Raw genomic sequence first — 10537 nt, 5'->3', positions numbered from 1 at the left:
AATTCTCTCTACACTTTAAGTAAAAATCTCATTAAAACTGTTGCATAAGCTCCTGAGGGGAGGGAAAACCTTATTTTGATTGTTCTCTTTGTTTTTTCTAATACCTTAAAATCTTTGGGATATACTATTGCTTTTCTTAGTCCATCGGTCATAACAATCATTCCTCCAGCTTCTTTGTCAAACCATTCCTCTTTAACTTCATACTTTTTAAAGACTTTGTTAATTGCTTTTTTGAGAACGGGATCTTTTATCTTGTGTTCTTTTCCTGTGTAAGGAATTTGAAGTTCTTTTAAATATTCAATATCGTGAACGTGTAGGTAATAGCTAAGCTTCCAGTTATTTATAAAAGGGACTCTCTCAAAAGGATATTTTGCTTCAATGTATTCCCTTAAAGTCTCGTTCCATAAAAAACTCTGGAAAGCAAAGTTAAACATTAGTCTTACATTTTTAGGAAGAATTCTAAATGCTTTTTCAGGCGTTAATCCTCTCATCAAACCTCTTATAAGGTCTTTTTCGTACTCTTCAAGAGCAGGAGAGAGAGTTTTGTAAAGTCTTCTCCAATCTCCCCAATAATCGACAGAAGATTTTCCAAAGAAGTAACTCCTTAATGCACTATCGTAGTCTCCCCGTAAAATGTACCTTAGAACAAAATCGTCTCTGCTTTTTACGCTTCCAAACCGCTGTTCTCCAAAGTAGTTTGGAAAACCAAACCTTTTTGCTATCTCAAGGTTTCTGTAAAACCTTTCTCTTAAGTTCTTTTCAAAGTTTCTAACTGTTAACGTAAACCTGTTCCCTTTTAAATCTCCCAAAGTTAAAGGACGGTTAACTTTTCCTAAAATTTCTATGCAGAAACCCATTTCTTTCTCAAAATTTACAGAGCTACACTCTACAAAACGGTTTTTAACAAACTTGAAACACTTGTTTTCTACTTCAAACTCGCAAGGTATAGTTAAATATTGTTTAGTAATAGCGTATCTATCTTTTAAACCTGCAAATCCAACTTTTCTTAGTGGAACTTTTAGAAATCTTGAGATAATTCTTAGTGCTTCTAAAGTTGAAACGTTAGACTTTTTAAGCTTTATAAACCAGTAGTTCCCACTCTCTTGAGGTGAGAGTATAGGTATTTCCTCTACGATAAAATCCTTAGGTTCTCTTTTTATTCTTGTGTAGAGTTTCACGCTTCTTCCTCCTCTAACTCTACAATGTGCTTAGCTGCTAAAAAGAAGTTTTCAAAAGGTTTTTCTCCTACTAGTATTCCTCCTCTACATCTAGAGTTAAAGGCTAACATAACATCTATTTCTTTATCTCCAATAACAAAACTTTTTGATAGATCAATGTTCCACTTCTTAACTGCTTTTTCAACCATACCAGTTTTAGGTTTCCTACAGTTACAGTTATCATTAGGGTGGTGAGGGCAGAAGAAAAAGTCGTCTATTTGAACATGGTAAGGTTTTAAGAGTTCCTGTAGCCTTCTATTTACTGCGTGAAAATCTTTTTCTTCAAAGTATCCTCTTCCGATTCCTGATTGATTACTAACAACAATTAAAAGGTATCCTTTTTCCTTTAGGAGCTTTAGCCCTTCAGGAACTCCTTCTAAGAGTTCTACCTTTTCCGGTTCGTGAATGTATCCATCGTCCTTTATCAATGTGTTATCTCTATCTAGAAAGATAGCTTTTTTCAAAGCTTTCCTCCAGTTTTTGAAATTTGTAGCAAAATTTTCGCAAAACCCCTTGACACCTCCAAGTGGTCTTCCTATATTATGTCTCAGCAAAGCTCCCCGGTAGCTCAGCTGGTAGAGCGGGTGGCTGTTAACCACCAGGTCGCTGGTTCGAGCCCGGCCCGGGGAGCCATTTTTATTTTTCGGGAAAGAAATTGAAGAAAAGAGAAGAAATGAAACAACGTGTCATGATATATCATGACATATCACATTTCAGCAAAGCTAAATCCCTCAATCAATATTAGCACATTATAAAAGTTATCTGTTCCATTTTTCGTGTATCCCATGATGAAACGTGACATATATGTCCTGTTAACCTTTTTCAAAACACTTAGCTTAGCGGAAGCTCTGGATGCTTTGGAGGAGGAAGAACCTTATGGACTTTTTTAATTATGTATTCCTTATTGACGTAAATACCTAACTCCTTATCAAGAACTTGAATAATTTCCAAATCGCAAATTAATCTTGTTCCTACGGTAAAAGAATATTTGCGGTTTATCAAATTTTCGTAAAAAGAATCATCTTCAATGTAAGCTGAAATTTTATTCCCTTTGTAAACAAACTCCCATTTCCGTTCTTTAGCGAAAACAACTTTTAGCACTACGAGTTCTTCTTTCTCAAGAAAGAGTCTCCTCGTTTCCTCCTTAAGAAGCGGGTTTGTCTTTATAACGTAGTATATTTCTGACTTTGATATTTGGAATAACTTCCTTCTTTCATTCTCTTTTACTTCTTCTATTTCAACACCAGATATGTTATCTTCTTCCACTATGGGTTCAAAGGTGTCTTTAATAGATTTATCTATCCTTTCACTTGAAGAGATCATTCGGTAGATTGTTTTGTCTATTTCTATAGTATTATTATCACCGCTAATAATTACAACTTTACTTCCCTTATCCTTTATTTCTTTAGGTTCCTCCCCTTTAAGAAGTTTCTTTACCATTAGAATGGCACCAATGGTATATGTTATCTTTTCAAGAGTTTGGGCATCAAGGTTATTAAAGAGACTTCGGATTTTATCCAAAGTATCAAGCAAAAGGTTAAGGTCTACTAAAAAGCTACCTTTGCGAGTTGAGGATATGCGGATATTGAGTTTCTTACCCGTTCTAAGTTCTTCATTTACTTGTTCAATTAAAGAGATAAAACCTAAAAGCGATTGAAGTAACACAGGAGCTGAGATATCCTCTAACTCTCCTTTGTATTTAAAAGTGATTCTCTTCTGTTCCATTCCAACTATCCCACATCGCCAGAAACTCAACGCTTTTAAATGATATCAAATCATGTTAGTCAGCTACTGGTAAATCATGGTTTATAGGTATTAATCATGATCCATCAGCTTTCTTATTAGATGTTCTACTTTTAATTGGTAGAGTTATAGTTTGAAAAAAATATTAAATACAAAGTTTCAAAAAAAGCTAACTCTTACTAAAAGCCTTTGTGTTAGTTTGTCTCTAAGGTTTCCAGTTAAATTTTCTAATTTCACTGAACAAATGGTTGAGCTAATTATTTTTAATTTTTTTTATGGGGGTGAAGAAATGTTAATGTATCTATTTCTATTTGTAAAGAAATCAACTATTATCAAAGATGTTAGAAGTAAAGGGTTATTATCCTTCTATCGTAATAAGCATAATAGTGGCTCTTCTAAAAGGAAGAGTTCAAATGTGTCTAAGAAATATCTACAAATTCAAATTCCTGACAACAAGGAAAAAGAAGTAAAAAAATTATGGAAAAAGGCTCGTGCATTTGGGATCATGGAAAGCAAACCTTCATGGCAGGTTTTAAAAGAGGCATTGAAGTTATATATAAGGAAAAAATCAAAGTGTTAAAAATTGTTTAATTTTGAGTCAAAGAAAGGATGGGTTCTCCGCCCATCCTTTTATTGTTGTTTTTTTGTATTTTTGATTTCTTGATAAGTTTTGCTCCAAGTAGCTTTATCTGATCCTTAAAACGGTCGGGAGATACTTTCCATCCAGGAATATCCTTTGGTGCTATTCCAGCAAAGACTAATCCTTCCCAACATCCTTCACTACAGAAAAAGCCTCCATTGCTGGTAAAAAATGGAATAACAAAACCGATGACTCCGAGATAGTTGTAAGGAAATTTCCTATCAGCCAACCATCTGTAAAACTTCATAGCTCTTTCATACTGTTCATCTTCTACCTGGAGCTCCCAGATCTCGTATGGCGTTCCTGGTGTGTGTGCTGAAAAATCAGAATATCTCCAATGAACGTGAGGAAGACTGCCCCATGCTTCTATGTGGCAGCCTTTTTCATAGTCAACTACTGCTGTATGAGAATCTTTTGAACGTGTCCAAAGTTTGATGTTTTTTGATAGAAAGCTAAGTCCGTCAAAACTTGCGAACCGTAAAGGTTTCACACTACACCTCTAATGGGATTTCATCATAAGCAGTTTCACAGAGTTTTCTCACATCAAGCTGGAGTAATTCCTCAAGGCTCATGGAATCAATTTTGGATTCAAGCTCTGCTTCCTTATCCCAGATAGATTCCTTCTAATTGAGAATTCTTGCTATCTCTGCTCCACGAGCTAATAGTGGGAGAACTTTTTGAATAGCTTTATCTGATAGTCCTTTCGCCTGAAGATCTGAAATGGCTTGTTCTTGTGTGTAAGCTCCAGCTACAAATAGAGCTATTTTCTGTTTAGTTTCGTTGATGTCTAAGACAATACCTTCTGTTGCTGCTATGTAGAGGATCCTTCCTTCAATAACGGATGCTTCACTTGTTATGTCTGCAAGGTCTTCGTCTATTTCTTGTAGTTTTTGGTTTATGTAAGAATCAGTTATGGAAGAAATAGAAAGTTTTACTGCTTTTGCTATGGGAGAAGTATCAAGATTTTCTGGAAGTGGATAATCCAATTTTTTTAAAGACTCTATTGACTCAAATTCTCCAATCTTTTTTCCATCTGTTGTGAAAAGTTCTACCTTTTCCATTTCATTCCTCCCTATTACCATGGTTCTTTAGCAAGTGCAGAACTGGAGACGATTAAATCTCCATGCGAGTATGCAGTGGCATCTGATCCAACGTAGCCAGCCCAGACGTGCATATCATCTGGAAGGTAACCAAAAGTCACGAAAGGTAAAAGAATGGCTACTTTCATTGTTCCAGAACCGGAAACGTATCCTTGAATGCATCCCCCAAAGCCTTGTCTACGTATAGTGATGTGATGCCATACGCCCTGTTCTTCTTCTCCGAGGTAAAGCGTAGGAAATCTATTACCAGGTAAGGTGAGTTTTATATCTCCAGTTCTCGATAGAATTGCGAAGTAGAATTTCTCTGTAATAGTGAAATCGCCTGCATGCCAAGATGTATACCTATAGCAGTCCTGGGAAAGAATTACAGTTCCCCCTTGGGTTCTTGATATTTCAAGAACTAATGCTCGTGTGAACTCCGCACCGTATCCATCGCTTCTTACAAGAGGAACTTGGTCAAGCGAGGGTAAACCTTCAGTGTTCCAAGCAGAAGTATTCTTCACGTGAATTGTTTTTGCTTTAAAAGTTGTATCACCAGTTACTCCGCTTGAATCTGTGAAGTTATACCAGCCCCAAAATAGAGGTAAGGTATTGTCAAACCACGTGTTATCTTTGCTACCGTATGGGTAGCTTGAGTCAACAACTTCTCCACTCCATTTGAAAAACCTTGTGTTCTTTAAAAGGTTGGGAGTTATTGGATATTCTCCTCTCGCCCCTTCTCTCCATGTTTCAAAATCTGCAAGGATTTTCGCCCTATTCGGAATTTTGACAGTTACAAGATTTCCGTTTTCATCAAGCTGAGGAAGTTCAACATCTTGCGGGTTCGGGTCGTAAAAAACGCTATAAGCACGTTTATTCTGTTCTGACATGTTGTAAATCAACCTATCAAGCTTTTGACCAATTTCTGCAAGGTTTACAGTCATACTAACCTCCTATGTATTGCTTTAAGAGTCCTATTTCCAAAGAGTTTTCTAAAATCAGGTTTCCAAAAGTTGCTGACATATCAAGAATCGCTAATTCATGATCAGAAAGTTTTTGTTCATTTAGCGAGATTCTTTCTTCATGGTTAGAAAGTTTTTCAGAAGTAGAACCTTTGAACCTGTAGTAATCTGCTTTAAACTGGTCTAAGACTGTTAGATGCTCTTGAATGTCAAAAACCGCAAAGGAAAGAGTTGAAACAGCGTCAAGGTGAACAACGTCTTGGTCGAATTCATAGAAGGGGATATCCTCAAAATTCATTACGCTTTCTATTTGTTCCCAGACAAATTGGACTTTAAACCTCTGACGCATTAATGGCGGGAATGGGTATGGAGGAACTGCAACGGCAAATAAAGTTCCATCTTCAAGGTAGAGTCCAAAGACTTTTCCATACTTTGTTGCAGATTCTTCTGGTATGTCCAAGATAAACTGAACGGTTGAATCGTTTACTGGAACATAAGCGGAAATGTTAGCTTGATACCAGACACTCGGTAAATCTTTTATGTCTATTCCTGGATAAATTTCTCCGATATCGGCATCAGAGACTCTGAAGGAAACAGGTTTAACTTGCTTACCAATACTTGAAGCTTCTGTTAAAGCTTTTAAGCCATTCAAAGTTATGACAGTTTTTCCTTCTGCCACTTTAAGCCTCCATAATAGCTACAGCTTCAGTTTCAGCAAACGAAGAGACAGCAAAAGAAGCTTGACCTGTAGCCATCCAAGTAAGGTCTGTTTGACACTCAACAAAGGTTTCAATCTCAGCAGTCTGTCCTATGGTGAAAGGAAGAGATCCAGTAGCAAGGTAGGAAAGAAGAATTTCAGATAGTTTCTCATGTGCAGGGTTTAGCTTGGTAATTATTGTTATAGCTAAATCTCTCGTTTCTGGCGTAATTTCTTTCTCGCTTGTTACTTCTACTCTGAATTCTGCCCAACGTATCGGATCCTCAACTCTTTTAATCTCAACATTTTTAAAACCATAAATATCTAGAACTTCCTTTAAAGTTTCTACGCTTCCAGCTTGAAACCAAAATGCGACAGATTTCTTAATCCTTTCCCTAAATTCATCAAGACTTTCGTTAGGAAACTTCTCAAGATTTTTTTCTTTTCCAAGTAAATAGAGAACTTTGTCATCGGAAAGCTCTGGGAACTTCTGGCGTCTAGCAGAAAATGCAGATTGCCTGAAACCTTCGGCTGCACTTGCCCAAGTTTCAAGAAGTTTATAAATGTCAGTGTCTTCTGGTTCCTTATTAGACGTTTTAAAAGATGATGGTAATAGTTCCCAGAGCCACTTTTCTATCATTAGACTTTTTCCCTCCACTTGATTGGCTGGAGAATGATGAAGGAGATTTCAACGTCTATCTTTTCATCTCCTTCATTTGCCTTGGTCTTTGGGTTATCAAGCTTTACAGAAGGAATGGTGTCTTTCATCATTACGTTGGTTTCGTCATCGAGATATGTTATGACAATAGGAAAAGGCGGTATTTGTGAAACTCTTTCTTTTCCTTTGCTTCTAACCCAATCCATGAGAATTTGAAATCCTGTGGCTGTCAAGGTGAGTTTTCCATTTCCCTCAAATCTTCCTTTAGTCCAGCCAATTGGAACGTTTCCTCTTCCATATCTTGGTTTTACATTTTCTTTATCTTCGTACTCAATGCCGATAATGTGATCCTTTAGGGTTTGTGGACAGTCTGCTATTCCTATCTCAACCTGTCCCCAGTCAACCTCTCTACCATTAACCATCAAAGCCATAGTGTTATCCTCCAATTGTCAGGAATGGGTTTTCAAAAGACTGATCAACCGTTATCCAGTCCATGTGAGGAGTTGGAACAAGTTTTGTTTGAACGTTTAGTTTCCTCGTTGTCCAGAGATCCTGATCTTCAGGAATAATTACTCTGTACCCGTAGAGCTCTCCTTCTTTATACATTCCGTAGTGAAGGGCGTGTTCTATTAAGCTTTTAAGTTCCTGAATCGTTGGAGATTTTGTTGGTTTTGTTGGACTTTCAGGGTTATCGTTTGCAGGCGGTAAAACTTCTCCTTTGAGTCTTGGGAGAATTGTCTTTCTCGTAATTTTTGCTGCTTTGTCTGCTACTCTGCGGGCATAAATGAAAGCATAGTCTGAAGTTTCTGGCATCATCATGTTGGGATTTGTCACGTAGTAGCCTGCATAGCCATCGTAGGTTCTACCGGTGATAAACCTTGCCTGATCGAGAGCGTAGATATGAGAATACTTGAGGTCTTCAGGAAGTGAAACAATATTTGGAATAGGATATGCTCCAACTTCTCCAATGTCCTGCGAAACCTTTGCCCTAGCAAGAAGTCCTGTTAAAGAACCAGTGGCATTTCGAAAACCGGTGTTTCCTTTTAGATTTGTGATTGTTGCATAAAATGCTGAAACAGCTACTCTTGGATGGATGAATCCTTCCCATTCAGAAATAAGGTTTGTTATATAGTCATCCATTTTTTCTTCTTCTGTTCTAGGTCTTGCTTCAAGAAGTGCCCAAGCGTATATGTGACGAGAAACAAGGCTTGAAAGATAGCTTCCAATTGCTGCAGCTGTAGATTTGTCAACTGGTACCATTACAATAATGCCTTCAAAGATTGCATCTCCATTCACCAAAGATTGTTCTACTGATTCTTCTATTGCAGATAAGATGTCAGCAGTAGAATTTGAATTAGCAGTAATAGCAAAGACAATATTTGCACCGCAAGATGCTGCATCTAAAAGTTTATGTGCATATTCTCCGTTCCCAAAAAGTTCAATTGGAGCTTCTGGATCCGAAATAAGAGATAGTTTGTAAACTTTGCCTATTTCTGCTTTTCCTTCTGCTTCTTTAACTCCAACTGTTATAAAGACTCCTGTTCCTGTTGTTGGAATTATCTTATAACCGCCGTAAAACATCAAGGGGAAGGGAAAGAGGCGGTAAGAATTATGCCTCGTTTGTAGAGGCGAAGCGTATAATGCCACGCTTCCCTTCCTCCTCCATTCGGGGGCAAAAAATGAAAATAATCGGAATAGATGTCTCCAAAGATTACATTACGCTATTTGACGGCGAAAGCTTTTTTATTTACGCTGAAAATGAAAAAGCACTTAGGAACTTAAAACTTAAAAAGCTTCAAAAAGTAAAAGTTATAAAGGACTTAAAAGAAGCTATTAAAGAAGGGGATACTTGCATCTTAGAACAGACGGGAAGCTACGGGCTACGCTATGCTAAGAAACTTTTAAAGATTACTCCAAACATTTTAATAATAGACGGAAAAGCTTACTCACGCTTTAGAAAGTCTTACAATAAGACTAAAGATGACCTTGTTGACGCTTACCTTATTAGGGAAATGTTTACCCAAGCAAAACTTCAAAATAACAAGGAATTTCAAAAAGCATTCTTACCGTTTGACCCAATAAAACACTCATTAAGAGGCCTTATAAGAACCTTAATTAGAACTAACAAAGACCTAACCAGATCCGTTAATAGACTAAAGCAAATGCTATGCTACGTATTCCCTGAAAATGATTACTACATCTTAAGTAGAAAAAAGCTTTTAAAAGAAAAAACACTAAGAGAAATAGAAGAAAGGCTAAAAGACACTCCAACGGTAGAAAGTATCCTATTAATGGCAGAACTTGAAAAGATAAAAGTTTGTCTTAGAACCATAAAGCTAATAGAAAAAGAAATAGAAAGCATCGCTAAGAATCACCAAGATTATGAAATCCTTAGAACATTTCCAGCTTTTGGAGACAAAACAATAGCAACGCTAATCTCTTACTACTTAGACATTTCAAACTTCATAAGTAAAGAAGGATTTATTGGCTATGTTTTAATGGGAGCAATCCACGAGCAAAGCGGAATCTCAAGGAACGAACGCAAAACCGATAAATCACGCTCAGAAGTCAAAGCTTTACTCTATATGGTTTATATGCTATCGGGAAAAGAAAACTCTCCACTAAAGCCTCTAAAAGAAACAGTAAAGACCCTAAACTATGGAAGAAAGGACAAGCAAATCTTTATAAAGTTTGCAGACAAACTCTTAGAACTCGTTTACTTAGCACTTAAGAAAAGACTTACATTCCAGCAAGTAATAGACTTTAAACTCTTTTCACTACAAAAGGAACTTGAAAGATTATCTAAGAAGAAAAATCTTGACTACTTTGACCTTCAAAAACTCCAAAGACTTCAAGCTTACCTTTGGGCTTATCAGAGAATAAAAGAGATAGTGGAGAATAAAGATATTTCCCCGAATGAAGGGGAGAAGCAGGCTTATTTCCACGCTAACCAAAATACGGCCAACCAGCAAAATACGGCCATCTTACAGAATACGGCCAATTTCGGCCATATAGGGAGTTTCGGCCATATTGAAAATACGGCCAATTTCGGCCATATCCCAAATTTCGGCCATTTCAACTTAGATCTAAACGCTAACACTAACCCCAACACTAACATCAATCAAAAACGGAGGAACCGATGACCCCAAGAAAACTACCAAACCACTTACCGCTTCTTAAAGAGGACATAGTAACGATGATTACAGAACGCTTAAACGAAAAAGGCTATAACTTCACTCGTAAAACTACAAGAGACTTCTTGAACACATTCTTAAAAGTCTTAGAAGAATGCTTTAAAGAAGGTAGAACCGTGAAACTAAGAGAGTTCGGGATATTCAGAATTTCACTCCTAAGCAGAGAGATAAACTCTCCGTTTTCCAAGCAGGGAGCTGTAGAACTTAAAGGATACAAAACCATAAGGTTCAAAGCTTCAAGAAAACTATTGAAAAAGTTAAATGAATAATTTAAAGGAGGAACTATGGAAACAAAAGAAACAAAAACAGTAAAATGTCCACTTTGCAAGGGAACATTGCGAGAGATA

At 36.9% G+C, this 10537-nt stretch carries 13 protein-coding genes and 1 tRNA gene; 4 read left to right on the top strand and 10 right to left on the bottom strand.

What is annotated here, in order from left to right:
- Positions 1 to 8: 8 nt before the first annotated feature.
- Positions 9 to 1178 carry a tRNA pseudouridine(13) synthase TruD gene (truD, locus tag ABGX27_00250; protein ID MEO2067930.1) on the bottom strand — a complete coding sequence of 390 codons (1170 nt, stop codon included), beginning with the start codon at positions 1176 to 1178 and terminating at the stop codon, positions 9 to 11.
- Positions 1175 to 1681 carry an HAD family hydrolase gene (locus ABGX27_00245; GenBank protein ID MEO2067929.1) on the bottom strand — a complete coding sequence of 169 codons (507 nt, stop codon included), beginning with the start codon at positions 1679 to 1681 and terminating at the stop codon, positions 1175 to 1177. Before ABGX27_00245 ends, truD begins: the two co-directional genes overlap by 4 nt.
- Positions 1682 to 1774: 93 nt before the next feature.
- On the opposite strand from ABGX27_00245, the gene ABGX27_00240 reads away from it, so the two are divergent.
- Positions 1775 to 1850, top strand: a tRNA-Asn gene (locus ABGX27_00240).
- Between the two features lie 198 nt (positions 1851 to 2048).
- Here ABGX27_00240 and ABGX27_00235 read toward each other — a convergent pair.
- Positions 2049 to 2942 carry a hypothetical protein gene (locus ABGX27_00235; GenBank protein MEO2067928.1) on the bottom strand — a complete coding sequence of 298 codons (894 nt, stop codon included), beginning with the start codon at positions 2940 to 2942 and terminating at the stop codon, positions 2049 to 2051.
- Positions 2943 to 3093: 151 nt separating this feature from the next.
- Between ABGX27_00235 and ABGX27_00230 the strand changes: the two genes are divergently transcribed.
- Positions 3094 to 3540: a hypothetical protein gene (locus ABGX27_00230; protein MEO2067927.1), complete on the top strand. Its 447-nt coding sequence runs from the start codon at positions 3094 to 3096 to the stop codon at positions 3538 to 3540.
- 7 nt (positions 3541 to 3547) lie between these two features.
- On the opposite strand, the gene ABGX27_00225 is transcribed toward ABGX27_00230, so the two are convergent.
- The 7 genes from ABGX27_00225 to ABGX27_00195 all read right to left on the bottom strand — a co-directional run bounded on the left by ABGX27_00225 (position 3548) and on the right by ABGX27_00195 (position 8577).
- Positions 3548 to 4090, bottom strand: coding sequence for a hypothetical protein (locus tag ABGX27_00225; GenBank protein MEO2067926.1), 543 nt, complete (start codon positions 4088 to 4090; stop codon positions 3548 to 3550).
- A 133-nt stretch (positions 4091 to 4223) separates the two neighbouring features.
- Positions 4224 to 4661, bottom strand: coding sequence for a hypothetical protein (locus tag ABGX27_00220; GenBank protein ID MEO2067925.1), 438 nt, complete (start codon positions 4659 to 4661; stop codon positions 4224 to 4226).
- A 14-nt stretch (positions 4662 to 4675) separates the two neighbouring features.
- A complete protein-coding gene (locus tag ABGX27_00215) occupies positions 4676 to 5623 on the bottom strand; it encodes a hypothetical protein (GenBank protein MEO2067924.1) in 948 nt (315 codons plus the stop codon).
- 1 nt (position 5624) lies between these two features.
- On the bottom strand, positions 5625 to 6320 hold the full coding sequence (locus tag ABGX27_00210) for a phage tail protein (protein ID MEO2067923.1): 696 nt from the start codon (positions 6318 to 6320) through the stop codon (positions 5625 to 5627).
- A 1-nt stretch (position 6321) separates the two neighbouring features.
- Entirely contained in the window at positions 6322 to 6978 is a 657-nt protein-coding gene (locus ABGX27_00205) for a phage tail protein (protein MEO2067922.1), read from the bottom strand.
- Positions 6978 to 7427 carry a hypothetical protein gene (locus ABGX27_00200; protein ID MEO2067921.1) on the bottom strand — a complete coding sequence of 150 codons (450 nt, stop codon included), beginning with the start codon at positions 7425 to 7427 and terminating at the stop codon, positions 6978 to 6980. Before ABGX27_00200 ends, ABGX27_00205 begins: the two co-directional genes overlap by 1 nt.
- 4 nt (positions 7428 to 7431) lie before the next feature.
- Entirely contained in the window at positions 7432 to 8577 is a 1146-nt protein-coding gene (locus ABGX27_00195; GenBank protein MEO2067920.1) for a DUF2586 family protein, read from the bottom strand.
- 98 nt (positions 8578 to 8675) lie between these two features.
- Here ABGX27_00195 and ABGX27_00190 point away from each other — a divergent pair, with 98 nt between their 5' ends.
- Both ABGX27_00190 and ABGX27_00185 read left to right on the top strand, forming a co-directional pair.
- Positions 8676 to 10139, top strand: a complete 1464-nt coding sequence (locus tag ABGX27_00190) for a transposase (protein ID MEO2067919.1) — start codon at positions 8676 to 8678, stop codon at positions 10137 to 10139.
- On the top strand, positions 10136 to 10459 hold the full coding sequence (locus tag ABGX27_00185) for an HU family DNA-binding protein (GenBank protein ID MEO2067918.1): 324 nt from the start codon (positions 10136 to 10138) through the stop codon (positions 10457 to 10459). Before ABGX27_00190 ends, ABGX27_00185 begins: the two co-directional genes overlap by 4 nt.
- The last annotated feature ends 78 nt before the right edge of the window (positions 10460 to 10537 follow it).

It is taken from the genome of Desulfurobacteriaceae bacterium (assembly GCA_039832905.1).
GTDB lineage: Bacteria > Aquificota > Aquificia > Desulfurobacteriales > Desulfurobacteriaceae > Desulfurobacterium.
This window is presented reverse-complemented; position numbering and strand designations above follow the sequence as displayed.

Bases quoted from the DNA above. Each gene is read 5' to 3' on its own strand.
- ABGX27_00220 (MEO2067925.1), bottom strand. From the start codon at position 4,661: ATGGAAAAGGTAGAACTTTTCACAACAGATGGAAAAAAGATTGGAGAA.
- ABGX27_00200 (MEO2067921.1), bottom strand. From the start codon at position 7,427: ATGGCTTTGATGGTTAATGGTAGAGAGGTTGACTGGGGACAGGTTGAG.
- ABGX27_00215 (MEO2067924.1), bottom strand. From the start codon at position 5,623: ATGACTGTAAACCTTGCAGAAATTGGTCAAAAGCTTGATAGGTTGATT.
- ABGX27_00185 (MEO2067918.1), top strand. From the start codon at position 10,136: ATGACCCCAAGAAAACTACCAAACCACTTACCGCTTCTTAAAGAGGAC.
- ABGX27_00205 (MEO2067922.1), bottom strand. From the start codon at position 6,978: ATGATAGAAAAGTGGCTCTGGGAACTATTACCATCATCTTTTAAAACG.
- ABGX27_00195 (MEO2067920.1), bottom strand. From the start codon at position 8,577: ATGTTTTACGGCGGTTATAAGATAATTCCAACAACAGGAACAGGAGTC.
- ABGX27_00235 (MEO2067928.1), bottom strand. From the start codon at position 2,942: ATGGAACAGAAGAGAATCACTTTTAAATACAAAGGAGAGTTAGAGGAT.
- ABGX27_00190 (MEO2067919.1), top strand. From the start codon at position 8,676: ATGAAAATAATCGGAATAGATGTCTCCAAAGATTACATTACGCTATTT.